Genomic DNA, 25417 nt, shown 5'->3' with positions numbered 1-25417 from the left:
GCGCTCGCCGCGGCGGCCCGCCGCCGGCCGGCCGCCGGCGGCTTGCCGATCGCTTGTCGGCGCATGGTCTTTCGAAATCGGGTTTAATCCGTTTGACCCGCGCCGGCCGCGCGTTAGCATGGATGACGCGAATCCGCGCTCCGCGCGCTTGCCGGACGCTCATCATCGAACGGAGAGAAAAGATGGCACTACGCTCACTCGGCACCTCGACGATTCAAGTTTCGCCGCTCGTGTTCGGCGGCAACGTGTTCGGCTGGACCGCCGACGAGAACACTTCGTTTTCGCTGCTCGACGCGCTCACCGACGCCGGCATCAATTTCATCGACACGGCCGACGTCTATTCGGCGTGGGCGCCCGGCAACCAGGGCGGCGAATCGGAGACGATCATCGGCAAGTGGCTCAAGCGCTCGGGCAAGCGCGACCAGGTCGTGATCGCGACGAAGGTCGGGTTGCTCGCGACGCGGGCCGGCCTGTCGCGCGAGAACATCCTGAAGGCCGCCGACGATTCGCTGCGGCGCTTGCAGACCGACTACATCGATCTCTATTTCTCGCACCGCGACCTGGCCGATTCCGCGCCGCTCGAGGAAACGCTCGGCGCGTATCAGACGCTGATCGAGCAGGGCAAGGTGCGGATCATCGGTGCGTCGAACTACAGCGGCGCGCGGCTGCGCGAGGCGGCCGAACTGAGCCGGCGCACCGGCCTGCCCGCGTATCAGGTGATCCAGCCCGAATACAACCTGTACGACCGCGAAGCGTACGAACGCGAGCTCGAGCCGGTGGCGACCGAGCTGAAGCTCGGCGTCGTCACCTATTACGCGCTCGCGAGCGGCTTCCTGTCGGGCAAGTACCGGTCCGAGGCGGACCTGAAGAAGAGCGCGCGCGGCGGGCGCGTCGAGCAATACCTGAACCCGCGCGGCTTGCGGATTCTCGCGGCGCTCGATGCGGTCGCGGCGAAGCACGGTTCGACGCAAACGTCGGTCGCGCTTGCATGGCAGATCGCGCGGCCGAGCGTCACCGCACCGATCGCGAGCGCGACGTCGATCGAACAGTTGAACGCGCTCGGCGCGTCGATCCTGCTGCACCTCGACGCGGACGACATGCGGCAGCTCGACGACGCGAGCGCGCCGTAAGCGGGCTGGCCCGCCGCAGGTCCGCCGCACGCGTGCGTTTGTGCGCGGTGCGGATTGTCGCGGCGCTCGACGCGGTCGCGGCGGCGCGCGGTTCGGCGCCGTGCCGGTTGCGTTCGGGCGGCGGATCGCGCAGCGCAATATCGCCGCGCGGAATGCGGCAGCGTCGCAAGCGGCCGGTTGCGTTCCTTTCTTCGTCGCGCAGCGGCTGTGATGTGCAATCGCGACAGCTCGGGCGCGGGCGCAGATGGGCAAGCCTCGTGCTCGACGCTTGACGCGCTTCGTTTGTCCTCTCCTCTTTCCGCGTTGCGTCCACGCGGCACCCGCGGCGCGGACGTTCGCGCCCGATCTTGCCGGCGCCATTCAACCATTCGGTCGATACCGCGCGCTCCCGCACACGGGCACCATGAACGCCTGTTTCGCGATTGCGCACGTTCGCGCGTCGCCCAATCGGAGGAAAGCATGGGAGCAGACCCGGTCTTCATTCAAGTCGGCGCGCTGGCCGAAGGCTTCGCGCCCGACAGTCACATACTCGCGCCCGTCGACGACCTCGCGGGACGCACGATCGTGCTCGCCGCGACGGACGGCGCGACGCGCGAATACACGTTCGCCGATCGATCGACGCTGCGCTGGCACGCGCGCCAAGCGTCGCGCGATGCGGGGCACGCGGGCGACCCGGGCGACGCGGACCGGGAGGCGGCGTACCGGGCGACGCAACTGCGCGACGGCATTTACTTCGTCGACTACGTCGATCCGCTCCGGCGCGCGACATCGGTCAGCCTCGTGCTCGATTTGGCGCGGAGCGTCTGGACGTCGGTCGAAGGCGTGCTGCCGGCCGAGCGCGACGTGCGCATCGATTCGTTTTCGCGCGTCGCGCGCGGGTTGCCGTTGACGGGCGTCGACACGACGTTCCGCCACGGCGCGATCGTGGGCGCGGCCGCGCCCGGCCCGCTGCATGCGCCGACGCGGGAACTCGTCGGCAAGCGGACGATGTACCGCTACAGCCCGACCGAATGCTACGAGCACATTTATCTGAATGACGATTTCTACGCGTGGCATTGCCTGGCCGGCGTCGAGCGCGGGCTCGCGGATGTCGACCGCTGCCATTACTTCAAGCTTGCCGACGCGTTGTACCTGTTCGTCTGGCGCGAGAAGGTCGTGCCGACGCTCGGCGTCGTGCTGATCGATCTCGACCAGTGCAAGACGGACGGCAAGATCTTCGGGTATCGCGAAGGCGACTTTGGCGCGCTGTCGAATTTTCCGGTCGGCGCCCATGCGCAGGTACTGAACGAAACCGCGCATCCGCTCGCGCGATGAACGGCGCCGATTCGAAGCGCGCGACGCCGTGCGGCCGGCTCGTCGCCGATTTTCGCGGCCGCGCGGCGCTCGTGACGGGCGGCGCGCAGGGCATCGGCGCGGCGATCGCCGGTGCGTTCGCCGCCGCCGGCGCGAGCGTCGCGATCGCGGACTTGCAGGGCGACGCGGCCGCCGCGCTCGCCGCGCGGCTTGCCGCGCGCGGGACCGCTGACGGGCAGACGGTGCGTGGGTACCGTGTCGACGCCGCGCGGCGGGATGAACTGTTCGCGCTCGTCGAACAGGCCGAGGCGGACAGCGGGCGGCTCGACATCGTCGTTCACAACGCCGCATATTTTCCGCTGACGCCGTTCGATGCGATCGCGCCCGACGTGCTCGAGCGCACGCTCGCCGTCAATCTGTCCGCGTTGTTCTGGCTCACGCAGGCGGCATTGCCGGCGTTCGAGCGCGCGGGGCGGGGGCGCGTGCTCGCGACGTCGTCGGTGACGGGGCCGCGCGTCGCGTACCCGGGGCTCGCGCACTACGCGGCGTCGAAAGCCGGCGTGAACGGCTTCATTCGCGCGGCGGCGCTCGAGCTTGCGCGGCGGAACGTGACCGTCAACGGCGTCGAGCCGGGGATGATCCGCACGCCGGCCGCCGGCAATCTCGGCGATGCGGCGCACGGTGAGCGGATCGCGCGCGGCGTGCCGCTCGGCCGCCTGGGCGAGCCCGAGGAGATCGCGGCCGCGATGCTGTTCCTCGCGTCCGACGCCGCGGGCTACATCACAGGGCAAACGATCGTCGTCGACGGCGGCGCGACGCTGCCGGAGACGACGGCGGCGACCGGATAGCGCGCTCGGCATGGCCGCCGGCGCGTCGGGCGAGCCGCCCGGGGCGGCTCGGGGGCGGATGCCGCGCAAAGGCCGCACGGCATCCGCCCGTATTCCTCGTGCCGGCCTGTCGGGCGGGCGCGGCGCCGAAGCCGTCGATCGGCGCCGGCACGCGGATGCGGAGCGCGTGTACGGGCCGCGCGTTCGTCGCGGCATCGGCCGCTCGGCAGAAAGAATGCCCGATGGCCGCCCGCACGATTTGCCGATTCGGGCTCATCGCGCGGTCGTCGGCGCGGCTACGCTGCCGAGGCCGCCCGCTCGCGATCGATATGTCCGCCGCCATGACGCACGACCCCGCCAGATCCGATTCCGCTTCGTCATACGCGCATGCGTTGCGAGCGTGCGTGGGTTCGCTGCAGGCGCTCGCGCGACCGACGGCGACGGTCTTCTACCGGATCGACGCGAGCGGCGAGCCCGTCGATTTCGAGCTGTTCGGGATGACGGCCGCGATGCATCGCGCGTATGTGAGCCGCTACCGGCCGCTCGATCCGCTGCACCCGGCGCGCTGCGCGTCGCAGCCGGGCGCGGTGGTCACGCTCGCGTCGCAGTTGCCCGACGAGCGGCGCGATGCGTCGTCGTACTGGACGGGCTTCCTGCGGCGGCATGGCGTCGCCGACGTCGTCGAGGTGCTGCTGCGCGACGGCGGCGCGCCGGTCGCGGCGTTCTCGCTGTTGCGTCTGGCCGGCGGCGGCCGCTACTCGGCGGCCGAGATCGCGGCGTTGCACGCGGTCCAGCCGGTCGTCGAGGTCGCGCTGCTGCCGCCGTTGCGCGCGGTGCGCGGGATTCGCCGGATCGCGTGCGATGTGCGGCTCACGCATCGCGAGGAACAGATCGCGCGGCTCGTGCGCGACGGGCGATCGAACAAGGCAATCGCGCGCGATCTCGCGCTCGGCCAGCCGACCGTCAAGACGCATCTGCTGCGCATGTTTCGCAAGCTGGGGGTGTCGAACCGCACCGAACTCGTTGGCGCGCTGTTTCTGTGACGGGCGGCCGGTCGTTGGCTGCGGTTCGGCGGCGCGGCCGCGTGCGACATGGCTCGGACGCCGGGTGAAGCGGACGCGACGGGCGCGAAGACGGACGAGCGCGCGATCCGCGAGAAGCGACGCGCCGTACAGCCCCGCGCAACCCGGCCGCGTCCCCGCGGCCCCGCCCAACCTGCCAATTTGCGCTAACCCGCCGAGAAGCCGCGTCGTTACATTGGTCCGACCGATCCGCGCCGCCATGTCCGGCGCGGGCCGGCCGATCGAACCCCAACACGAGACGCACATGACACAGACCGACCTCGTCGCCGTGGCCGACACGGTGCGCGCTTTCACCAAGCGCGAATTCGGCATCTTCATCGACGGCGCGATGCGCGCCGCGCATTCGCCGCGCCGGCTCGACGTGTACGACCCCGCCACGGGCGAGCGTCTTTCGCGCGTGCCCGACGCCGATGCGCACGACGTCGACGCCGCCGTCGCGAGCGCGAAGCGCGCATTCGACGCGCGCGTCTGGAGCGGGCTGCGGCCCGCCGATCGCGAGCGGGTCCTGCTGAAGCTCGCCGACGTGCTCGAAGCGCATGCGGAGGAGCTCGCGCAGCTCGAAACGCTGAACCAGGGCAAGTCGATTCTCGTGTCGCGCGGCGTGGAAGTGGGCGCGACGATCGAATACGTCCGCTACATGGCGGGCTGGGCGACGAAGATCACCGGGCAGACGCTCGACGTATCGATTCCGTTTCCGCCCGGCGCCCGCTACACCGCGTACACGCGCAAGGAACCGGTCGGCGTCGTCGCCGCGATCGTGCCGTGGAACTTCCCGCTGATGATCGCTGTGTGGAAGCTCGTGCCGGCGCTCGCGGCGGGCTGCACGGTCGTGCTGAAGCCGTCGCCCGAGACGCCGCTCACCGCGCTCAGGCTCGCCGAGCTCGCGCTCGAAGCGGGCGTGCCGGCCGGGGTGTTCAACGTCGTGACGGGCGGGCGGGAATGCGGCGCGGCGCTCGCGGGCCATCCGTCGGTCCGCAAGATCTCGTTCACCGGCTCGACCGCGACGGGCAAGCTCGTCGGCGCGGCCGCCGTGCAGAACATGACGCGCTTCTCGCTCGAGCTCGGCGGCAAGAATCCGATCGTGATGCTCGACGATGTCGACGTCGATGCGGCGCTCGGCGGCGTCGCGGCGGGCGCTTTCTTCAATCAGGGGCAGGTGTGCGCGGCCGCGTCGCGCATCTACGTGCACCGCAGCAAGTTCCGCCGGCTCGCGCAAGGGCTGGCCGACGTCGCCGCGGCCATGCGGCTCGGCCCGGGGCTCGATCCGGCCGCGCAGATCAACCCGCTCGTGTCCGCGCATCATCGCGACAAGGTCGTGCAGCACATCGAAGTAGCGCGCCGCGAGGGCCTGACGTTCCTCACGGGCGGCACGCGCGCGGACGATCTGCCCGGCTACTTCGTGCGCCCGGCCGTGATCGCCGATGCGGCGCACGACAGCGCGATCGTGCGCGACGAAGTGTTCGGGCCGGTCGTCGTCGTGCTGCCGTTCGACGATCCGGCCGAGGCGGTGCGGCTCGCGAACGCGTCGCCGTACGGGCTCGCCGCGAGCCTGTGGAGCAACGACCTGAAGGCGGTGATGGATCTCGTGCCGCAGATCGAGGCGGGCACCGTCTGGGTCAACTGCCACATTCCGCTCGACCCGTCGATGCCGTTCGGCGGCTACAAGCAATCGGGCATCGGCCGCGAGTTCGGCCAATACGCGATCGAAGGCTTCACCGAAACCAAATCCGTCTGCATCGCGCACTGAACGCGCGGGCTGTTCGATTTTTCCCCGGAGCAATGCAATGAGCTACAACGATTCCCGTTTCTGGCACCCGATGCTGCACCCGAACGACATGAAGCGCCGCGAACCGATCCGCATCGTGCGCGGCGACGGCTGCCATGTGTACGACGAGCGCGGACGCCAACTCGTCGACGGCGTCGCGGGCTTGTGGAACGTCAACGTCGGCCACAACCGCGCCGAGGTCAAGGAAGCGATCGTGCGCCAGCTCGACGAACTCGAGTACTTCCAGCTATTTGACGGCATCACGCATCCGCGCGCCGAGGAACTGTCGACGAAGCTGATCGACATGATGGAGCCCGAAGGCATGCGCCGCGTGCTGTACAGCTCGGGCGGCTCGGATTCGGTCGAGACCGCGCTCAAGATCGCGCGCCAGTACTGGAAAGTGCGCGGGCAGGCCGACCGCACGAAGTTCATCTCGCTGAAGCAGGGCTACCACGGAACGCATTTCGGCGGCGCGTCGGTAAACGGCAACACGGTCTTCAGGCGCAACTACGAGCCGAACTTGCCCGGCTGCTTCCATGTCGAGACGCCGTGGCTCTATCGCAATCCGTTCACGCAGGACCCCGAGGCGCTCGGCCGCATCTGCGCGGAACTGCTCGAGCGCGAGATCCTGTTCCAGAGCCCGGACACGGTCGCCGCGTTCATCGCCGAGCCGGTTCAGGGCGCGGGCGGCGTGATCGTGCCGCCCGCGAACTACTGGCCGCTCGTGCGCGAGGTCTGCGACCGCTACGGCGTGCTGCTGATTGCCGACGAGGTCGTCACGGGCTTCGGGCGCAGCGGCAGCCTGTTCGGCAGCCGCGGCTGGGGCGTGAAGCCCGACATCATGTGCCTCGCGAAGGGCATCTCGTCCGGCTACGTGCCGCTCGGCGCGACCGCGGTGAACGCGCGGATCGAGGACGCGTTCGCGTCGAACGCGGACTTCGGCGGCGCGATCATGCACGGCTACACGTACTCGGGGCATCCGGTCGCATGCGCGGCGGCGCTCGCGAGTCTCGACATCGTGCTGCGCGAGAACCTGCCCGCGAACGCGGCGAAGCAGGGCGCGCATCTGATCGAAGCGCTGCAGCCGTTCGTCGAGCGCTTCGACGCGGTCGGCGAAGTGCGCGGCAAGGGGCTGATGGTCGCGCTCGACCTCGTCGCGGACAAGGCGACGCGCGCGCCGATCGATCCGATGTCGGGCTACGCGAACGCGGTCGCCGAAGTCGCGCGCGAAAACGGCGTGCTGGTGCGCCCGGTCGGCACGAAGATCATTCTGTCGCCGCCGCTCGTGATTCAACGCGAGCAGATCGACCGGATCGTCGCGGGCCTCGAAGCCGGCTTTCGCGCGACGCCGTTCTCGGGCGGCCGATGACGCGCGGCTGAAAAACGGCTGACGGATGACCGAAAAACGGCTGACGGCCGGGGCGGCGCGCGCGGCCCCGGCCGTTTTGCCAATTTGCGCTACACGCGGGAATTTTGGCCTCCGTATTTTCTCGACATTGACGCATCGCAAAGGAGACGAGGATGTCGGATTTATCGGATTATTCGAATGCGCGGGCCGCGACGCCGTCCGGCGACGCGAACGGGCAGCCCTCGCTGGCGGCCGGCGCGGTGGGCTTTCCGACGGCGCTCGCGAGCGCCGTCGGCCTCATCATGGCGAGCCCGGTGATCCTGACCGCGACGTCCGGCTTCGGGATGGGCGGCTGGGCGTTCGCGGTTGCGATGGTCATCGCGTTCGTGATGATGCAGGCGCAGGCGACGACGTTTTCCGAGGCGGCGGCGATGCTGCCGACGGCGGGCTCCGTCTACGACTACCTGTCGTGCGGGCTCGGCCGATTCTGGGCGATCACCGGTACGATCTCCGCGTATTTCCTCGTCCACGTGTTCGCCGGCACGGCGGAGACGATCCTGAGCGGCATCATGGCGCTCGTGAACTTCGAATCGCTGAACGCGGCGTTCGAGCGGCACAACAGTGCGTGGCTCGTCGGCGTCGGTCTCGTCGCGACGTTCGCGATCACCAACATCATCGGCATCAAGGTGTTCAGCAAGCTCGAGATCGTGTTGACGATCGGCATGTGGCTGTCACTGATGATCTTCGGCGCGCTCGGGCTCGCAGCCGCGCCCGCCGTGCAGCTCGACGGCTGGTTCGGGCGCTCGGAGGTCGGCGCGTCGGTGCCGGCGGTGCTGTCGCTCGTCGGGATGGCGATGTTCATGTTCGTCGGCTGCGAGTTCGTCACGCCGCTCGCGCCGGAAATGAAGACGCCCGGCAAGACGATTCCGCGTGCGATGGCGCTCGGGCTCGCGGGCGTCGCGGTCTGCATGTTCGTCTACGGCGCGGCGATCAAGCGGCAGGTGCCGAACGTCGCGGTAACGGCGGACGGCCTCACGCATCTGCTCGACACGCCCGGCGCGATTCCCGCGTTCGCGCTGCGGGTGCTCGGCCCGTTCGGGCGCGTGTGGTTCGGCGTCGCGTTCCTGTTCGCCGGTGCCGCGACGATCAACACGCTGATGGCCGGGCTGCCGCGCATCCTGTACGGCATGGCTGTCGATGGCGCGCTGCCGAAGTGCTTCGCATACCTGCATCCGCGCTTTCGCACGCCGGTCGTCGGCATCGTCGCCGCGGCCATCGTGCCGATCGCGCATGCGTGGATCATCCACGGCGATCTCGACAGCATCATGCACCTCGTGCTCGCCGCGACCTGCGCGTGGGGCACCGCATATCTGCTCGTCACGCTGTCGGTCGTGATGCTCCGGATCCGCCGCCCGGATCTGCCGCGGCCGTACCGGTCGCCTTGGTTTCCGCTGCCGCAGATCGTGTCCAGCGCCGGCATCGTGCTCGCGATCTGGTACATCGCGCCGCCGGGAATGAATCGCCGCGACATCTACGTGCCATTCGGCGCGATGCTCGGTCTCACCGCGCTCTATGCGCTGTTCTGGACAGTCGTCGTGCAGCGCAAGCATCCGTTTCGGCCGGTGCCCGCCGAAGAGGTGCTGCGCAACGAGCACGTGCGGTGAGCGGGCGATCGACGGGCGTCGGCCGCGTGGCGTTGCTGGCCGGCCGACTGCGCCGGTTTGCACCGGGGGACGTACCCGGCTATCGGCGCGGCGCGACGCTCGCGCGCGTCGCCGCGGATCTGGGCGCGGCGCTTGCCGCGGCCGGCGGCGGCGACGCCGCGCGAATGGCGCTCGACGACGGCATCGCGTTGCGTGCGACCGAGCGTGTCGATCGGCAATTTCTGCTGCATACGGTCAGCGTGCAACTGGAGAGGACGCTCGCGGGCCCCGACACGCACGGCTCGGCATCGATTGCCGCGAGCGGGTGGGTGCGTCGCGGGCCGGCCGCCGCAACGATCGCGCGCGACGCGGACGCGCGATTCGGCTCGCTCGTTCGGGCGCTGCTCGCCGTGCCCTCGCTCAACGCGCCGCTGGCGGCACTCGATCTGACATACTGTGAGATCGCCGCGCGCGGCCGGCGCTGGACGCTGCGCATCGTGCCGTTCGGCGGCAGCGAAGTGGTCGGCAGGATGCCGTCGTTCCGGCGTTACGTGCGTCTTGCCGACACGCAGCGCGATGCGCTGCATGCGGCGTTCGCCGGTTTCGAAGCCGCGCTTGCGCGCCTGCCGGGAGATTGACGCCGGACGGGCGGCTGGCGGCCGGTGGCCGCGCCGCGTCGCTGCGGGGCCCGCCGTCACGCTGCATCGGAATTCTCTGGAGGCATCCATGTTGTTCCAGTCGCGTTCGCTCGAAGACGTCCACGATCACGGGCTCGCCATCGCCGGCTGGCGTCAGGTCTACCGGCAGATGACGCCCGGCCGCTTCAAGGGCACGGTCACGCAGGTTTTGTACGACGATTTCCACTTCTTCCGCGAAACGACGAACCGCCGCGTCGCGCAGACGGGCGTGTCGCCGGAGGGGCGCACGTCGCTTGCGGTGCCCGTGCTCGTGCCGCTGTCGGGGACGTTCCAGCGGCAACATGTCGACGGCTACGCGCTGCTCGCGTTGCGCCCCGGCGAGGACTTCGAGTTCCACACGCCGGAAGGGATGCGGCTCGTCGGCATCAGCGCCGCGCCGGACATGATCGACGAGCTGTGCGAAGCCGAATTCGGCGCGCGCGAAAACCGTGCGCCGCGGCACGTGACCCGGTTGAGGGACGATCAGGGCGCGGCGCTCGGCGCGCGCCTGTCGTCGTATATCGACGATGCGCAGCGCAATCCGACGTGGCTCGAATACGACGCGACCCGCAAGATGTTTCGCGACGCGATGCTCGGCGTGTTCCTCGATGCGCTCGCGGGCGGGATCGGCGAGGAGCGGCGCGACATCACGCATGCGACGTACAGCGATATCGTCGGCCGCTGCGAGCGCTATCTTCGGGCGCGTCCCGAGGAGCCCGTGACGGTGCTCGAGCTATGCCGTGCGCTGCGCTGCAGCCGGCGCACGCTGCAGACGAGCTTTCAGCGCGTCGCCGACGTGACGCCCGTCACGTACTTGCGCACGATCCGTCTGAACGCCGTGCGCCGTCTGCTGCGCACGACGTCCGCCGATGCGCTGTGCGTCGGCGAGGCCGCGGCGCGCTGGGGCTTCACGCATCTCGGCTATTTCGCGCGCGAGTACCGCGGCCTGTTCGGCGAGTTGCCGTCGCAGACGCGTCGTCTGTCCTGAGTTTCGGCATCGCGCATTCCTGATGTGACGCCCTCGCGTCGCGCGTCGCGCGCGCGGGGCAATGGGCGCGTTCGCGATCCGGAGTGCGTCGCACGCCGCGCCGATGCATTTGCCGATTCGGGATACAGGGCCCGAATTTTCGCTGGATAGAGTTCCTCCACTGCCGCCGATCGAGCCGATTCGGTCGATTGGTTTGCAATCCCGATCAACGAAGGGAGTGGGTGGAGCATGAAAATCAGAACCTGGATCGCGGCCGGCGTCGCGGTCGCCGCCGTTGCGCCGGCTCGCGCGCAAAGCAGCGTCACGCTGTACGGCACGGTGGACACGGGCATCATCTATTCGACGAATCAGCAGTTCACGCGCGCGGACGGCAGCGTGAGCGGCGCTCATGCGTGGCAGATGGGCGGCGGAAACCTGGTGCCTTCGCGATGGGGGTTGCAGGGCGTGGAGGCGCTTGGCGGCGGCTTGAAGGCGGTGTTCACGCTCGAGCAGCAATTCCTGTCGGCGAGCGGTCAGGCGTTGCAGGGCGGTGCGGCGTTCAGCCGCCAGGCGTGGGTCGGCTTGCGGCACGACGCATACGGCACGCTCGGCGTCGGACGCCAATACGATTCGTACACCGATACGCTCGGCGCGTACGCATCGAGCAACAGCTGGGCGACACCGTACGGCGCGCATTTTGGCGATGTCGACAATCTGAATGCGGCGTTCAACTTCAACAACGAGATCAAGTTCACGAGCGCCGATTTCGACGGACTGACGTTCGGCGGCACATTCAGCTTCGGCGGCCAGGCAGGAGATTTCTCCGCGCGCCGCGGCTATTCGGTCGCCGCTGCCTACAACCGCGCGCCGATTTCGTTCGGCATCGGCTATCTGAATTTGCGGCAGCCGCTCGACGCCGCGCTCGGCGGCGCGAGCGGATACATCGGCGATTTCGCGTGCAGCAACGCGGGCGCGATGTACTGCCAATTGCAGGATGCGGCGTCGATGCAGGCATTCGGCGTCGGCGGCTCGATTGCGCTCGGCGACGCGACCATTGCGCTCGCCTATACGCACACTCGCCTCGACGACAGCGCGTACTTCGTGACCGCCGCGCATCCGCAGCGTGCATCGATCGCGTTCGACATTGCCGAACTGAATGCGACATACGCGTTCACACCGATGCTGCGCGGCGGCATCGCATACATCTTCAACAACGCGAAGGCCGACAGCCGAGGGACGACGCGCTTTCATCAATTCAACGTCGGTGCGAACTATAGTTTGTCGAAACGCACGGCGCTGTATGCGGTCGCGATCGGACAGATCGCGTCGGGGCGTGGGCTCGGCGGCGATGCGAACGGCGATCCCGTGAACTACGCGCAGATTCCCGTCTTGGCGAACAGCCATTCGGGCCGGCAACTCGCGATGATGGCGGGGGTGAAAGTGGATTTCTGACGTGCCGCTGGCACGGAATCGTTTGTTCGGCGGGAAAGCGCGTCCTCACGGCGTTGCGGCGCGAACCGCGCGGAAGGGCGAGTGCCGGTAATTTCGGCGTATTGTCGTCGCGAGCGATTGCGTATTGAGCAAATGCGCATATCGAGCGAGTGCCTAGTGCCAGCCGGCGTTGGTGAACCTGTGTCGCGTCGTTCAGCATTACCTCGAAGAGTTCGTGCGCCGGTTCAGGTGGGCGCTGAGAAGCAGACAGGCATTTGGATGGCGGAAGCACGCGGTCTCGCAAACCCTTGCCGATATCCAGCCGTGCCGCACGCTTCTACTACCTTCAGAAATCAATGTCGATTGAATGACCGCCGGCATGGCGGGCCGGAAGCCATGCCGATTTGAGGAATTGCTCAGCGGATTTGGCATCCTTATTCGGCAAAGAAGAAGGCGGTTCGCCGGTTCCGATACCGCGCGAGATTGCCCGAGAACAAGGGGCGCGACATGCCCCAATCCGGCGAACCTGAGAGAAAAAAAGGATTGGAACAATGACATTGGGGCCACGCGAGCCGCAGGGGACGGCGTTTGCGCCGATCTTCGAGGCGATGCATCGTGGGCTGTTGCAGCGCGAGCGGCTGCTGAAGCTCGACACGCCGCTCGGCGCGAACACGCTGATTCCGTTACGTGCGCTCGGCTGCGCCCAGCTCGGCCGCGATTACACATGGACGATCGACGCCGCGACCACGCGCGACGACCTGAATCCCGACGCGCTGATCGCCCAGCCGGTGACGCTGTGGATGCAGCCGCCGCGCGGCGTGCTCGACCTGAATGCCGACTACCGGCCGATCCACGGCTACGTGCATACCGTGCGCCGACGGCGGCCTGACGTCGTGGCAAATCGGCTTTTCGTCCGCGCTGCATTTTCTCCGGCATCGCCGCGACGAGCATTTCTGGCTCGACCGCGATGCGCAGGAAATCCTGTCCGAGGTGTTCAATCGCTATCCGCCGCTTCAGGGCGCATTCCGGTTCGAATTGAGCGGGGCGCTCGCGAAGCGTTCGTATTGCCGGCAGAGCGAAACCGACTGGCACTTCGTCAACCGGATCATGGAAGACGAAGGGCTCTACGGCTATTGGATTCACGACGAACGCGAGCAGAAGACGACGCTCAGGATCGTCGATCGCGTCGAGGCGCTGCCGGCAGCCAAGCCGATCGACTTCTATCGAGGCAATGCCGGCGACGAGATCGGCGGATTCACGCAATGGGCAACGCTGCGCCAGTTGAACAGCGTGCACGTTGCCTCGCGTTCCGGCGACTACAAGCGGCCGTCGACGCCGTTCGAGGTTCGGCAGTCCGTGCAAACGACGCGCTACGTCGAGCAGACGAACTGGCGCACGCAGGAACAGAAGGCGATTCCGTATCCGCCGCTCGAAGACTACAGCGCGGGCGCGTACCGGTATCCGGACTCGGACCGGGGCGCGGCGTGGGCACGCATTCGAGCGGAGGAATACGAGTCGCGCTCGAGGCGATACGCGGGAGTGGGCGGCTCGCGCTGGATCGACGCGGGCGGCCGCTTCGTGCTGAACGATCATCCGGCGCATGCGGAATCCGATCCGAAGGCGCGGGAATTCGTCGCCATGGCGGCCCGCTGGACGATCGAGAACAACGTGTCGATCGCCCGTTCGAGCCGGCATTTCCCGTACAGCCTGCAAGCGGACATCGAGCGGGCGCGTTCGGGCTTCGGTTCGGCGTTCGCGGTCGCGCCGCATCCGCAGGACGGCGCGACGGGCCTGTACGTCATCGAGGTGGAGGCGCAGCGCACCGATATCGAATACCGTAGCCCGTTCGAGCATCGCAAGCCGGCGATGTCGGTCGAGATGGCGACGATCGTCACGCCGAACGGCGAGGATGTCTGGACGGACCCGCTGAATCGCGTGCGCGCGCGCTTCCATTGGGATCGGCAGAGTCCGCCCGACGCGTTCGAGACGTCGCCGCCGCTGCTGGTCGCGCAATCGGATACCGGGCCGCAGTACGGCGGCGTGCACGTGCCGCGACGCGGCGAGACCGTCTATGTGGATTTCGTCGGCGGCGACTGCGACCGCCCGTACATCGTATCGCGCGCGCCGGGCGGGGCGACGCCGCCGATGTGGCATTCGGACGGGCTGCTGTCGGGCTTCCAGTCGCGCGAATACGGTGGCGGCGGCGGTTACAGCGAGATGCAGCTCGACGACGCGACCGGGCAGGTGCGCGCCCGTGTGCTGAGCAAGACGCGGGGCGACTACAGCCATCTGACGCTCGGCTACGGGATCGTACAGCAGGGCAACACGCGCGGCCGCTATCTCGGCTCGGGCTTCACGCTGCATGCGGACCAATACGGCGCGGTTCGCGCCAATCGCGGCCTGTACATCGGCACGCACGCGACTCGCCACGACGCCGAGCAACTGGACGTGGACGCGGCGCGCGATCAACTGAAGGCCGCGGCGGACGTGCTCGCGCGGCAGTCGTCGCTGAGCGAGCAGCATCGGGCGGAGAGTCTGAAGGCGGGGCACGACGCGCTGACGGAACTGACCGACGCGACGCGGCAGCCGGTCGAGCCGGGCGCGAGCGGGGGGCGCACGTCGGGCGGCGGGACGGGCAGCGCGAACGGCTTCAAGGTGCCGGCGATGCTGCTCGGCAGCGCGGGCGGCATGGGGCTGACGACGTTTCAGTCGCTGCACGCGTCGGCGGATCGGCACGTGAACGTCGTGGCGGGTCAAAGCGCGTTCGTCGCGACGGGGAAGTCGTTCGTGGCGAGCGCGGGCGAGAAGGTCAGCGTGTTCGCGCAGAGCGGGATCAAGCTGTTCTCGAAGGACGCGGTTCAGATCGAGTCGCATCGCGAGACGCTCGACCTGATCGGCCAGAAGACGGTGCGGCTCGTGTCGGCGACGGAGCGCATCGAGATCGCGGCGGACAAGGAGATACTGATCACGTCGGGGCAGGCGTATATCCGGCTGAAGGGCGGCGACATTCAGATCCATGCGCCGGGCAAGATCGACATCAAGGGGAGCCTGCACAACTTCTCGGGCCCGGCCAGCATGCCGTATCCGATGCCGACGCAGCCGGATGCGGTGTGCGTGCCGTGCATGATGAAGCAGGCGGCCGGGCGCGGCGCGTTCGTGGCGATGGGGGCGTGATGACCGAGCGGAATAGCCAAGACATCGGCATCCAAGCCAGGTTCGCCGAAGCCGAAGCGTTGGGCGCGCATGTATACGTACTCGCGGCGCCGTTGCACAACGGCAGCTTGCCGGGGGCGTTGTCGGTTCGTCGCGACCATGTTGCATGCATGCTGGACGGTGGGGCGGACGTGCAGGCGGTATCGCCACACCTGATCTACATTCCGCCGAGTCACTTTGAGTCGGCGCGTGGGTGGCTGGAGCGACATGGACCGGCATCGCCGTGCGCGACGATTCTGGCATCGCCGTTGCCGCTTGCGGCGCTCGCGGAGCATCTGAAGTCGTTTCTGCGCGTGTGCTTGCCGGATGGCGAGCCGATCGTGCTCGCGTATTGGGATCCGGCGATTCTCGCGACGCTCGTTGGTTCGGCGGAAGACGAGACGCTGTTCGTGAAAGGGCCGGTGCTGTCCGGTGAACAGCGTCAGGCGTTTCTCGCGCCGATCCTGAGGTGGGCGTATTGGGACCGCAAAGGCGCGCTGCGTCAGATCGACTGGCGTCAGGATCGGATGCCGGCCTCCGCTGCGATGCTCAAGCCGCCGCTCAAGCTCGATCAGGGGCAGGTGGATGCATTGACCGAGGCGAGCGTGCCGGACGGCTTGCTGCAACATTTTGCAGAACGTGCACCGAGTTTACTTGCCGACATGCCGGAGCGTGAACGATATGAGTTTATTTGTCGCCAGATCGATCGCGCTCGACAACATGGCATCGAGGGAACGGGAGCATGGATGGAATACTGCGCACTGGCTGCACGGCATGGAGAAGCGTTTGACGCAACGTCTCAAGGTGCTGCGTTGTTGAAGCCGTTGCTGGCGGCTGCGAACGATCGGTTGCAAGCATCATCAGGGCATTTACCCGCAAGGAAGCACAAGATGACCTTTTCCACATTCCGGCGTATGGCTTTCGCGGCGGGCTTTGCTGTCGTCGCGCTGACCGCCTGTGCAGGTTCCAACGTTCTGACCGACGATCCTTTAGCGGGTGAAGGACAGGCGCTGTCGATTACGCCGGTCAATCACACGGATCGGTATGCCGTGAACATCTACGTCGACAAAAGTTGGGCGGGAAATGTGGGTCGTCAAGGTGGTGGAGGGAGCGCCGCATGTTGTCTTTCCCGAATAAAGGACTGGACCAAGCCCGTGACGGTGACATGGGAGTGGGGGTATGAGCGGGACCCGAAAACTAAAGCAGTCACGTTGCTGGATGAAAAGCACAGTGTCCAAGTGCATTTCCCGCCGGGCGGTCCACGCCAAGACCCAGATCCATACAAGACCGATGCATACCTGTGTGTGATCTTTCGAAATCTCGAAACCGTCGAACTGGCGTTCGCGCCCGGTTCGAGTAAATGCTGGGACAAATGATTCCATCGGAGACACGAGATCAGCCATGACGGTCCGACAAAGCGGAAAGCCAATTAGCAACGAGGAGCTTAAACAAGTGGCGATCGATGGGGGCCTTAAACGCGCCCTTCGAGAATGTCCGCCTGACAAGGGGGATAGGATTGCATGCCGACTCTATCCAAGTCTCTCGTTCTTCTTCGATGGTACGAACAACAACATGGATCGGGATTTGCCGCTCCGTAAACACTCGAATGTGGCAAAGCTGTTTCTTGCCGCAATAGACTCGAGGCAATCCGGATGCTATCGGCGATATTTGCCAGGCGTTGGCACGCCATTTCAATTTCCCAAGGTCGTCGGCTACACCGACCAGTTGAAAGATGACGAAGGGGGGACGCTTGGGCTTGGGCTGGGTGTCGGGGGAGATCTGCGCATCAAGTTTGCCGTGGCTGAATTTTCACGAATCCTTGATGTGGACTGGGGACCGGGCTCATGGAAGCACATGCGCGAAATCACCGTGGCGATTTTCGGATTTTCTCGGGGCGCAACGCAAGCGCGAGCATTTGCCCGCCGGTTTGTCGAACAAAAATGCGTGAAGGACGGGGGTAAGCTGTATTGGACCGCCCCGAACGGCATGCGCGTGCCGTTGCGGATCAACTTCATGGGGCTGTTCGATACGGTCGCTTCGGTGGGTGGTCCGGCCTTGCATCTTGACTGGGCGTCGGAGTTGGCGGTTCCGGCAGAGATCGAGCGTTGTGTGCATTATGTTGCCGCGCACGAGGTGCGGCAGGCGTTTCCGCTCGATTCGGTGCGCGTCGACAAGACTTATCCCGATAATTGCGAGGAGGTCGTGTACCCCGGCGTGCATTCCGATGTCGGAGGCGGATATGGGCCAGATGAGCAGGGGCGGCACCAAGATCTGTCGTTGATTCCACTGCGCCGAGCCTGTCAGATTTTTAGTGTGCTGAGGTCATGAGACGATAACGGAACTAACGTCCTATGACCGATGCAACAGTGAGCAAGAAGAGCAAGAATCCGAAGGCACCAAAGCTGTTTCCCGATGAGCTGATCGATCAGTTGCTTGCCCAGGTTCAGGGCAAGGATGCCGAGTCGATCCTGGGCGAATCGGGGCTGGCCGGCCAGCTCAAGAAGCAACTGGCCGAGCGCATGCTCGCGGCCGAGTTGAGCCACCATCTGGCAGCCGAGACCGAGCAAGGCAGGGCCGGTAACCACCGCAACGGCACCAGCCCCAAGACGGTCCTGACGCCCAACGGCGAACTGAAGCTGGATATTCTGCGCGATCGACAGGCGACGTTTGAGCCGCAGTTGGTTGGCAAGTACCAACGCCGGCTGCCAGGCTTCGACGACCACGTGATCAGCATGTATGCGCGCGGCATGAGCGTTCGCGAGATTCAGGGCCATCTGCTGGAACTGTACGGGTTGCAGGTGTCGCCCGACCTGATTTCGACGGTCACCGACGAGGTGCTGGCCGACGTCGAACAGTGGCAGCAGCGCCCGCTCGAGGCCATGTATCCGATTGTGTACTTCGACGCGCTGCGGCTGAAGATCCGCGACGAAGGCACGGTCAAGAACAAGGCGGTCTATCTGGCGCTGGGCATCCGCGCCGACGGCCGCAAGGAAGTACTGGGTTTGTGGATCGAGCAAACCGAAGGCGCCAAGTTCTGGCTGAAGGTCTTCAACGAGCTGAAGAACCGCGGCTTGCACGACATCCTGATCGCGGTGGTCGATGGGTTGCGCGGCTTCCCCGAAGCGATCGAGGCGGTCTATCCGGCCGCCCAAATCCAGACCTGCATCGTGCATCTGATCCGCAATTCGCTGAATCTGGCGAGCTGGAAGGATCGCAAGCCGCTGGCTGCCGCGATCAAGCCGATCTACCAGGCCGCCACGGCCGAGGCGGCGGCAGCGGCGCTCGACGCCTTTGCGCAGAGCGAGTGGGGCCGCAAATTCCCTACCGTCGCGGCCATGTGGCAGCGCCAATGGGAACAGGTGATTCCCTTCTTTGCCTATCCGCCGGAGGTGCGTCGAATCGTATATACGACAAACGCTATCGAGAGCATGCACATGCAGTTGCGCAAGATCGTCAAGAACCGCGGCCACTTCCCGAGCGACGAAGCCGCCAGCAAACTGCTGTATCTGGCCTTGCGCAACATCGAAAAGGATTGGAAGATGCCGCCTATCACTTGGCGGCAAGCAGTTAATCAGTTCGCCATTCTGTTCGGCGAGCGATTCACCTCCGCCATCAACTGAGACCTTTAACCGGCCTCAGCACACGAAATTCCTGACACGTCCACTGCGCCATATGTTTGCCGACGCGTTGCGCGCCGGGGTTCCTTTGACGCCTCTTGATCAGATGGACCCGCGTCTCCAAGATGATTTTGAACTCGCGAGCAATGCGAGAGTCGGCGAACTGTACAACGACTACCTGGCTGCCCTGCCGTCCGCATCCGGCGACACGCTCGAAGCGCTGATCCAGCCGCATCGTCACCTTAATTTTTGGTGGCGTGGCGTCTTGGCTCATAACAATGCGGATGCTCGCGTGCTGGGGAACAGGTACGCGAAATTCAGCGATTCCTTTTGTAAGGCGGTGCCAGCGGGAACGGACTTGGATCATCCAGCCTGCCAGTCGGACGAGTGGGTCTACGACGTGCCGAAAGACCTGGAAGAGCAAGCAAAGCAGCTTTTACGCGAGCAGAAGCGACTCATACGGCACATCGAATTCCTGCGTCATCCGGTTGAACGCCGCGTCGGCCCCCAGAGCTATCCGCCGATGCCGCGCTCTTTGACGCCCTACGAGCAAATGATCCTGTCGGCATGGGATGCGCCAGGCGCGCCGACCGCGGTGGTCGATCAACTGTTGGCCGAGTACGTGCATGATTCGGTGGCGGCTTTTACGTCGTGGCCGTGCGCGCTCTACGAGCAGCGCGGGATTTACTGCGACCAGACGCGGTATCTGGCAGAGAACTATTCCATTGGAGTACGTGATATGGCCGTCGCGTGAACGCGGCGCATCTCCGCCTTTATGGGCACCAACATCGAATCTTTCGCGCGCTCTGTGGAACGAGATCGAAATGGAGCACGGAATGATGTGGGGGCGACGCGGTCCAGCGGTGGATATGGCTCAAACCTCGCCTTCATCCGGTGGCTCCGAAGCGTTCACGCGACGATCGCCTTTTCGGTCAATGGTTGCCGCTCGACGTCGCTCGAAGCCGCCATTCGCATGACCGATCTCTCGGATGGCGATGGAAGGATCTGGGCCAACGAGGAAAGCCGGCGATTCGATCCATGCTCGCTCAAGCGTCGAAAAGGTCAGCTTGGAACCCGGAGGTAGGCGCATGTCCTCGACGGCGCGAACGAGCGTTCCAAGAGCGCCTTGCCTGACGTGATTTTGGTGAAATGCAGAGAGAGGGCCTTCACCCCGCAATGAAAGGGATGCGTCGAATGGCGCTTCGTGTCCGGCGGCCCGACGATCCGCGTATTCAAGCTGTCGATCGGCGCTGGAGCCAGTGGTTGGTTTCGGGCCGGAGAACCGGAGGTGCCTGTAGACCTTTCAATCTACAGGCATTCCTGGCGCGGCAGATCAGCCGGTCCAATTTGTACTTCAGTATCGCGCGGGTTGCAGAGCGTTACCGCGAGGCCGGCGAGAAACATGCGCATCGGCGACTGCTCGCTCGGGAGCTCGCAGGATGGCGCATCGGCAGGCATGACCACATCTTCCACGCGAGAAACAGCAGATCGGCGATACGGGCGAACTTCAGCGCGAGAAAGTCGACCGCGAACGTGTGCGCAATCACCGCGAGCCCGGCTGCCGCACACGTAAGCCAGACTACTTCGCCGAGCCACATCGCCGCGAGGAACGGCAGTACGTCGCGGAATCCGTTCGTCGGTACGCGCGCGACCGGCGCGGCGATGCTCGGGCCGGGCGATTCGGCCGCGATCGGCAGGGCGACGGCAAAAATGGCGAGGCCGGACCGCGACATGCCGAATCTCCCCGTGCGGTGCGCGAGGCGATCGATGTGAAGAATTGAGTATAGTAGCGGCCACTCGCATCCGATCGGCAGATTGCCATTCGACAGTGACCGCACAAGACTCCGCCACGCGACCATCCCCAATCCGCATCCGCGCCGCGCGCGCCGACGAAGCGCCACTCATGGCTGCCGTCGAAGCCGCCGCCGCGCACCGCTTCGACGGCATCGGCATGCCGCACATCGCATCGAGCCCGCCGACCGATCTCGCCGATCTGCACGAGCGCATCGACGACGATCGCGCGCTCGTGGCGGTCGATGCCGACGGCGAGCGCATCGTCGGCTTTGCGATATACCGGATACTCGATGCGTCGCGTCTGTATATCGAGGAGGTCGACGTCGCGCCCGGGCATGCAGGGCGGCGGATCGGCTCCGCGCTGATCGAGGCTGTCGCGGCACGCGCTCGCGCAGCGGGTGCGCGGCAGGTCGTGCTGTCGACGTTCCGGCACGTGCCGTGGAACGCGCCATACTATCGCCGCCTCGGCTTCGTCGATCTCGACGACGGTACGCTCGATCCCGCTCTGGCGGCGATACGCGCGGTACACGTCGCGCACGGGCTCGACGAATCGCAGCGCGTGTTCATGATGCGTGGGGTCGGCGAATAGCGGTACGGTCCGACGTTGCTTGCCGGGCGGACGGCAGGACGCGCGCGAGCCCGAACGCCGAAGCAGGCGCGACGTGGACCAAGGTCGCCCTCAACCGCAGCGTCCCGGCCCCGCGAACCTTCACGCTGCGCTTTCCAGCGCCGGATAGTCCGTATATCCCGCTTCGCCTTCGGCGTAGAAAGTCGCGGAATTCGGTTCGTTGAGCGGCGCGTTCAGCTCGAAGCGGCGCGGCAGGTCCGGATTCGCGATAAAGAGCTTGCCCCACGCGATCGCGTCAGCCCGTCCCGCCTCGAGCGCCGCCTGCGCGCTGTCGAGCGTGAAATTCTCGTTCGCGATGAACGGTCCGCCGAACGCTGCCTTCAACTGTGGGCCGATGGAATCATCGCCGAACGATTCGCGCGCGAACAGGAACGCGATGCGGCGGCGGCCGAGTTCGCGTGCGACGTAGCCGAACGTCGCGGCGGGGGCCGAATCGCCCATCGTGTGCGCATCGCCGCGCGGCGCGAGATGCACGCCGACGCGCGCCGCGCCCCACACGTCGATCGCCTCGTCGACCACCTCGAGCAAGAGCCGCGCGCGATTCTCGATCGAGCCGCCGTACGCGTCGTCGCGGCGGTTCGAACTGTCCTGCAGGAACTGATCGAGCAGATAGCCGTTTGCGCCGTGCACCTCGACGCCGTCGAAGCCGGCTGCGCGCGCGTTTTCTGCGCCGCGGCGAAACGCGGCGACGACGCCCGGAATCTCGTCGAGATCGAGCGCGCGCGGCGTCACGTAGGGCCGTTGCGGACGTACGAGGCTCACGTGGCCGCCGGGTGCGATCGCGCTCGGCGCGACCGGCAGCGCGCCGTCGAGGAACACCGGGTCCGATACGCGGCCGACGTGCCAGAGTTGCAGGAAGATGCGGCCGCCGACTGCATGGACGGCGTCCGTCACGAGCCGCCAGCCGTCGACCTGCTCCTGCGACCAGATGCCCGGCGTGCCCGCATAGCCGACGCCTTGCGGCGTGACCGACGTCGCCTCGCTGATGATGAGCCCGGCGGACGCGCGCTCTGCGTAGTACCTCGCCATCAGCGCGTTGGGCGTGCGTGTGGCGCCGGCGCGGGCGCGGGTCAGCGGGGCCATGATGATGCGGTTCGGAAGCGACAGGTCGCCGATGGTCAGCGGATCGAACAGAGAAGGCATGAGTGGACCTCTTCGAGAGTGGCTAAGCCCTTGCGGCGAGTGGGCGAAATCAAAGGCCGCGCTGCAATGAATCGAGAAACGCTTGGATCACCGCGTCGTTACGCTTGAAGAATGCCCATTGGCCGACGCGGGTCGACGTGACGAGCCCGGCGCGCTCGAGCGTCGCGAGATGCGCGGACACGGTCGATTGCGACAACCCGCACAGCGCGTCGATCTGGCCCGCGCAGACGCCTTGCGGAAACGGCCCCGCGTGCGATGCGGGGAAGTGCTTGTCGGGTTCCTTGAGCCACGCGAGGATCGCGCGGCGGACGGGGCTGGCAAGCGCTTTGTGAATGGCGTCGGCGTCGAAGGTCATGGGCGACACGGTGCAACCGCGAATCGTTGATGTCCGAAGCTTAAATCGATCAATGACGATATAAGCAGCAACACTCTGTTGACTAGGGGTGATTGAATCGGGCAATCGATGCGATAGCGTCTTCCGCGAAGGGAGGGCGACGGGCCGCCTCGCCCCGGCTTCCTCTCCGCCAGCAAACGTGCGGGGGCGCACTTGCTCGACAATCCGTCGCGCCGAAGGCAACCCCCCTCTGTTTGCCGGCGACGGCACGCGGCCGCTTCAGGTCCCGACGCGCTTCGGGCAGCAGAGCCGGCTGTGCAACACGCTCAATTCCAGCGCCCGTCGACGTAGATCCACATGCCTCCCCGCTGCTGCCAATAGCCGGGCACCCAGCGGTGGCCGTGGCGTTGCGCGACCCAGCGTCCGGAGATCCAGACGTAACGGCCGCCGCGCCAGCCCCAGTAGCCGTCCGTCCAGACGTAGCCGCGCGGACGCGGCGGTGCGGGGCGGCGCTCGCGCCGAAGCGGCGGAGGCGGGCGGTCAGGGCGGCCGGGATACGGTGGTCGGGCGGGCCGAGGCTGCATCGGCGGGCGGTAGTCGGGCGATCGATAGCCGGGCGGTGATTGGGGTGGGCCGGGCGGCTGCTGAGCGGCCGCGTCGTGACCGAAGCCCAGGCCGCCGGCAAGCGAGGCGCCGGCAAGCGACAGTGAGCGAAGAAAATGGCGTCGATTCATGATTGCTCCAAAGGGGCGCGCGGGAAGGGCGAGCCGACAAGACTCGTCAGGCTCGACGCTAACGCGTTGCGTGCCGGCGATCGTTACGAATCCTGTAACGGCTGTTACTGTGCCCGGAAGCCGGGCGGACTGCGGAGATGGTAGAAATCTATAAAGGCTGTCCGCCGATAGCCTTTCGCTGGTATGACGCTGACCTTGAGTGAATAGGTAAAAAATACCGATTTCGTCGCGCTTACGCGAAGCTGCTTGTTGTTTATACGCAACCGTCAATACGCTGACACAGAAGAATGCTCGTGGCGACTCCGCCAAAAAGGGTGTGTCAAGAGGTCAAAAACGTCTGTCAAAACAAATACTTATAAGAGGGCTGCATTTCTATTATTTCTAGTTCTGGAAAAGCTTATTTCTTTATTCGTGAATGGCGGCCCTAGGGTACACCCCTAAACTCACGGTTCCCAGAACGGGCAACCATCCGGGCGCGGCCATGCAGGTAGTATCGCAAGCCGATATGGCGCTTCCGGGCGGTTGCAGACCGTTTATCGAAACGAGGTCGCAAGGCCTACCTTTTTTAAAAGGGAGCTCCACGCATGAACAAGACTCTGATTGTTGCAGCAGTTGCTGCATCGTTCGCTACCGTCGCACACGCGCAAAGCAGCGTCACGCTGTACGGCGTGCTCGACGCGGGCATCACGTACCAAAGCAACGTCGCGACGCCGTCGGGCTCGGGTAAGTCGCTGTGGTCGGTCGGCGCCGGCGTCGACCAAAGCCGTTTCGGTTTGCGCGGTTCGGAAGACCTGGGCGGCGGCCTGAAGGCGATCTTCACGTTGGAAAGCGGCTTCAACATCGGTAACGGCCGCTTCAACAACGGTGGCGGCATGTTCAACCGTCAAGCGTTCGTCGGCCTGTCGAGCAACTACGGCACCGTCACGCTGGGCCGTCAGTACGACGCGACCCAAGACTACCTGTCGCCGCTGTCGGCAACGGGCACCTGGGGTGGCACGTACTTCGCGCACCCGCTCAACAACGACCGCCTGAACACGAACGGCGACGTCGCGGTGAACAACACGGTCAAGTTCACGAGCGCGAACTACGCCGGCCTGCAATTCGGCGGCACGTACTCGTTCTCGAACAACTCGCAATTCGCGAACAACCGTGCGTACAGCGCGGGCGCTTCGTACCAGTTCCAAGGCCTGAAGGTCGGTGCCGCGTACTCGCAAGCTAACAACGCAGGCGCGAACACCACGGGCGCAACGGATCCGCTGACCGGCTTCAACATCGGCGGCACGAACGCAGCAAGCATCCAAGGCCGTTCGCGCGTGTACGGCGCTGGCGCAAGCTACGCTTACGGCCCGCTGCAAGGCGGCCTGCTCTGGACGCAATCGCGTCTCGACAACCTGGCAAACGGCGCGCCGACCATCCGTGCCGACAACTACGAAGCGAACGTGAAGTACAACCTGACGCCGGCACTGGGTCTGGGCGTTGCTTACACGTACACGAACGCGAAGGCGAACGGCGAAAGCGCGCACTGGAACCAAGTTGGCGTCCAAGCCGACTACGCGCTGTCGAAGCGCACCGACGTGTACGCGCAAGCTGTGTACCAGCGTTCGTCGAAGAACGCGAATGCGTCGATCTACAACGGCGACCTCAGCACGCCGTTCAGCACGTCGATCAACCAAACCGCAGCGACGGTTGGTCTGCGTCACCGCTTCTAAGCGTGACGGCTGGCTTGTCCAGTCTCGAAAAGGCGCCTTCGGGCGCCTTTTTTTATGCGCTCGCGCCAACGACGCGCGTTTCGCGAAAACAAAAAAGCGAGGC

The 25417-nt window shown here is 66.0% G+C and carries 19 protein-coding genes and 5 pseudogenes; 20 read left to right on the top strand and 4 right to left on the bottom strand.

Going from position 1 to position 25417, the window contains the following annotated elements; all coding sequences use genetic code 11:
* Positions 1 to 182: 182 nt before the first annotated feature.
* The 18 genes and pseudogenes from BTH_RS07870 (at position 183) to BTH_RS07795 (ending at position 19726) form a co-directional block, all read left to right on the top strand.
* Positions 183 to 1130, top strand: a complete 948-nt coding sequence (locus BTH_RS07870) for an aldo/keto reductase (RefSeq protein ID WP_009897395.1) — start codon at positions 183 to 185, stop codon at positions 1128 to 1130.
* Positions 1131 to 1589: 459 nt separating this feature from the next.
* Entirely contained in the window at positions 1590 to 2444 is an 855-nt protein-coding gene (locus tag BTH_RS07865) for a molybdenum cofactor biosynthesis F family protein (protein WP_009897391.1), read from the top strand.
* Positions 2441 to 3271 (top strand): SDR family oxidoreductase, encoded by an 831-nt coding sequence (locus tag BTH_RS07860; protein WP_009897389.1) that lies wholly within the window; start codon positions 2441 to 2443, stop codon positions 3269 to 3271. The genes BTH_RS07865 and BTH_RS07860 overlap by 4 nt, the downstream gene beginning before the upstream one ends.
* Positions 3272 to 3591: 320 nt before the next feature.
* Positions 3592 to 4293, top strand: coding sequence for a helix-turn-helix transcriptional regulator (locus BTH_RS07855; protein WP_025369855.1), 702 nt, complete (start codon positions 3592 to 3594; stop codon positions 4291 to 4293).
* A gap of 283 nt (positions 4294 to 4576) precedes the next feature.
* Positions 4577 to 6079, top strand: coding sequence for an aldehyde dehydrogenase family protein (locus tag BTH_RS07850; protein WP_009907754.1), 1503 nt, complete (start codon positions 4577 to 4579; stop codon positions 6077 to 6079).
* A 37-nt stretch (positions 6080 to 6116) separates the two neighbouring features.
* Entirely contained in the window at positions 6117 to 7466 is a 1350-nt protein-coding gene (locus BTH_RS07845) for an aspartate aminotransferase family protein (protein ID WP_009897385.1), read from the top strand.
* 152 nt (positions 7467 to 7618) lie between these two features.
* Positions 7619 to 9109 (top strand): APC family permease, encoded by a 1491-nt coding sequence (locus BTH_RS07840; protein ID WP_009897382.1) that lies wholly within the window; start codon positions 7619 to 7621, stop codon positions 9107 to 9109.
* Complete coding sequence (locus BTH_RS07835) at positions 9106 to 9726, top strand: DUF3156 family protein (protein WP_009907753.1); 621 nt, start codon at positions 9106 to 9108, stop codon at positions 9724 to 9726. The genes BTH_RS07840 and BTH_RS07835 overlap by 4 nt, the downstream gene beginning before the upstream one ends.
* Before the next feature lie 88 nt (positions 9727 to 9814).
* Positions 9815 to 10753: a helix-turn-helix domain-containing protein gene (locus BTH_RS07830; RefSeq protein ID WP_009897380.1), complete on the top strand. Its 939-nt coding sequence runs from the start codon at positions 9815 to 9817 to the stop codon at positions 10751 to 10753.
* Between the two features lie 228 nt (positions 10754 to 10981).
* Positions 10982 to 12184 (top strand): porin, encoded by a 1203-nt coding sequence (locus tag BTH_RS07825; RefSeq protein WP_009897379.1) that lies wholly within the window; start codon positions 10982 to 10984, stop codon positions 12182 to 12184.
* Between the two features lie 169 nt (positions 12185 to 12353).
* Positions 12354 to 12519, top strand: a pseudogene (locus BTH_RS33340) (DNA adenine methylase); the annotation flags it as partial.
* A 195-nt stretch (positions 12520 to 12714) separates the two neighbouring features.
* A pseudogene (locus tag BTH_RS35865) lies at positions 12715 to 14362 on the top strand (type VI secretion system Vgr family protein); the annotation flags it as partial.
* An 18-nt stretch (positions 14363 to 14380) separates the two neighbouring features.
* Entirely contained in the window at positions 14381 to 15337 is a 957-nt protein-coding gene (locus BTH_RS35860; RefSeq protein WP_366557527.1) for a DUF2345 domain-containing protein, read from the top strand.
* Positions 15337 to 16212: pseudogene (locus BTH_RS07815) on the top strand (DUF4123 domain-containing protein); the annotation flags it as partial. The gene BTH_RS35860 and the pseudogene BTH_RS07815, both read left to right, overlap by 1 nt.
* Positions 16213 to 16245: 33 nt before the next feature.
* Positions 16246 to 16731, top strand: coding sequence for a DUF3304 domain-containing protein (locus BTH_RS07810; protein ID WP_025404211.1), 486 nt, complete (start codon positions 16246 to 16248; stop codon positions 16729 to 16731).
* A gap of 25 nt (positions 16732 to 16756) precedes the next feature.
* Positions 16757 to 17647: pseudogene (locus BTH_RS07805) on the top strand (T6SS phospholipase effector Tle1-like catalytic domain-containing protein); the annotation flags it as partial.
* A 59-nt stretch (positions 17648 to 17706) separates the two neighbouring features.
* Positions 17707 to 18975: an IS256 family transposase gene (locus tag BTH_RS07800; protein WP_009897374.1), complete on the top strand. Its 1269-nt coding sequence runs from the start codon at positions 17707 to 17709 to the stop codon at positions 18973 to 18975.
* Positions 18976 to 19027: 52 nt separating this feature from the next.
* The gene (locus BTH_RS07795; protein ID WP_009897373.1) at positions 19028 to 19726 is read left to right on the top strand and encodes a hypothetical protein; all 699 of its coding nucleotides are present in this window, start codon (positions 19028 to 19030) and stop codon (positions 19724 to 19726) included.
* A gap of 608 nt (positions 19727 to 20334) precedes the next feature.
* Here BTH_RS07795 and BTH_RS07790 read toward each other — a convergent pair.
* Positions 20335 to 20705: pseudogene (locus BTH_RS07790) on the bottom strand (LysE family translocator); the annotation flags it as partial.
* Between the two features lie 95 nt (positions 20706 to 20800).
* Between BTH_RS07790 and BTH_RS07785 the strand changes: the two are divergent.
* On the top strand, positions 20801 to 21355 hold the full coding sequence (locus BTH_RS07785; RefSeq protein WP_025988606.1) for a GNAT family N-acetyltransferase: 555 nt from the start codon (positions 20801 to 20803) through the stop codon (positions 21353 to 21355).
* Between the two features lie 120 nt (positions 21356 to 21475).
* Here the strand turns inward: BTH_RS07785 and BTH_RS07780 are convergent, their stop codons facing one another.
* The 3 genes from BTH_RS07780 to BTH_RS30210 all read right to left on the bottom strand — a co-directional run bounded on the left by BTH_RS07780 (position 21476) and on the right by BTH_RS30210 (position 23605).
* Positions 21476 to 22537 carry an alkene reductase gene (locus BTH_RS07780; protein ID WP_009897370.1) on the bottom strand — a complete coding sequence of 354 codons (1062 nt, stop codon included), beginning with the start codon at positions 22535 to 22537 and terminating at the stop codon, positions 21476 to 21478.
* Between the two features lie 49 nt (positions 22538 to 22586).
* Positions 22587 to 22892 carry an ArsR/SmtB family transcription factor gene (locus tag BTH_RS07775; RefSeq protein ID WP_009897368.1) on the bottom strand — a complete coding sequence of 102 codons (306 nt, stop codon included), beginning with the start codon at positions 22890 to 22892 and terminating at the stop codon, positions 22587 to 22589.
* A gap of 305 nt (positions 22893 to 23197) precedes the next feature.
* A complete protein-coding gene (locus BTH_RS30210; RefSeq protein ID WP_009907751.1) occupies positions 23198 to 23605 on the bottom strand; it encodes a twin-arginine translocation signal domain-containing protein in 408 nt (135 codons plus the stop codon).
* Positions 23606 to 24189: 584 nt separating this feature from the next.
* Between BTH_RS30210 and omp38 the strand changes: the two genes are divergently transcribed.
* The gene (gene omp38, locus BTH_RS07770) at positions 24190 to 25314 is read left to right on the top strand and encodes a porin Omp38 (protein ID WP_004540806.1); all 1125 of its coding nucleotides are present in this window, start codon (positions 24190 to 24192) and stop codon (positions 25312 to 25314) included.
* The last annotated feature ends 103 nt before the right edge of the window (positions 25315 to 25417 follow it).

The organism is Burkholderia thailandensis E264 (assembly GCF_000012365.1).
GTDB lineage: Bacteria > Pseudomonadota > Gammaproteobacteria > Burkholderiales > Burkholderiaceae > Burkholderia > Burkholderia thailandensis.
Note: the sequence above shows the minus strand (reverse complement) of the source record. Positions and strands in the feature narration are given on the sequence as shown.

Bases quoted from the DNA above. Each gene is read 5' to 3' on its own strand.
- BTH_RS07800 (WP_009897374.1), top strand. From the start codon at position 17,707: ATGACCGATGCAACAGTGAGCAAGAAGAGCAAGAATCCGAAGGCACCA.
- BTH_RS07850 (WP_009907754.1), top strand. From the start codon at position 4,577: ATGACACAGACCGACCTCGTCGCCGTGGCCGACACGGTGCGCGCTTTC.
- BTH_RS07775 (WP_009897368.1), bottom strand. From the start codon at position 22,892: ATGACCTTCGACGCCGACGCCATTCACAAAGCGCTTGCCAGCCCCGTC.
- BTH_RS07780 (WP_009897370.1), bottom strand. From the start codon at position 22,537: ATGCCTTCTCTGTTCGATCCGCTGACCATCGGCGACCTGTCGCTTCCG.
- BTH_RS35860 (WP_366557527.1), top strand. From the start codon at position 14,381: ATGCAGCTCGACGACGCGACCGGGCAGGTGCGCGCCCGTGTGCTGAGC.
- BTH_RS07865 (WP_009897391.1), top strand. From the start codon at position 1,590: ATGGGAGCAGACCCGGTCTTCATTCAAGTCGGCGCGCTGGCCGAAGGC.
- BTH_RS07810 (WP_025404211.1), top strand. From the start codon at position 16,246: ATGACCTTTTCCACATTCCGGCGTATGGCTTTCGCGGCGGGCTTTGCT.
- BTH_RS07830 (WP_009897380.1), top strand. From the start codon at position 9,815: ATGTTGTTCCAGTCGCGTTCGCTCGAAGACGTCCACGATCACGGGCTC.
- BTH_RS07795 (WP_009897373.1), top strand. From the start codon at position 19,028: ATGTTTGCCGACGCGTTGCGCGCCGGGGTTCCTTTGACGCCTCTTGAT.
- BTH_RS07825 (WP_009897379.1), top strand. From the start codon at position 10,982: ATGAAAATCAGAACCTGGATCGCGGCCGGCGTCGCGGTCGCCGCCGTT.
- BTH_RS07855 (WP_025369855.1), top strand. From the start codon at position 3,592: ATGACGCACGACCCCGCCAGATCCGATTCCGCTTCGTCATACGCGCAT.
- BTH_RS07870 (WP_009897395.1), top strand. From the start codon at position 183: ATGGCACTACGCTCACTCGGCACCTCGACGATTCAAGTTTCGCCGCTC.
- omp38 (WP_004540806.1), top strand. From the start codon at position 24,190: ATGAACAAGACTCTGATTGTTGCAGCAGTTGCTGCATCGTTCGCTACC.
- BTH_RS07845 (WP_009897385.1), top strand. From the start codon at position 6,117: ATGAGCTACAACGATTCCCGTTTCTGGCACCCGATGCTGCACCCGAAC.
- BTH_RS30210 (WP_009907751.1), bottom strand. From the start codon at position 23,605: ATGAATCGACGCCATTTTCTTCGCTCACTGTCGCTTGCCGGCGCCTCG.
- BTH_RS07840 (WP_009897382.1), top strand. From the start codon at position 7,619: ATGTCGGATTTATCGGATTATTCGAATGCGCGGGCCGCGACGCCGTCC.
- BTH_RS07860 (WP_009897389.1), top strand. From the start codon at position 2,441: ATGAACGGCGCCGATTCGAAGCGCGCGACGCCGTGCGGCCGGCTCGTC.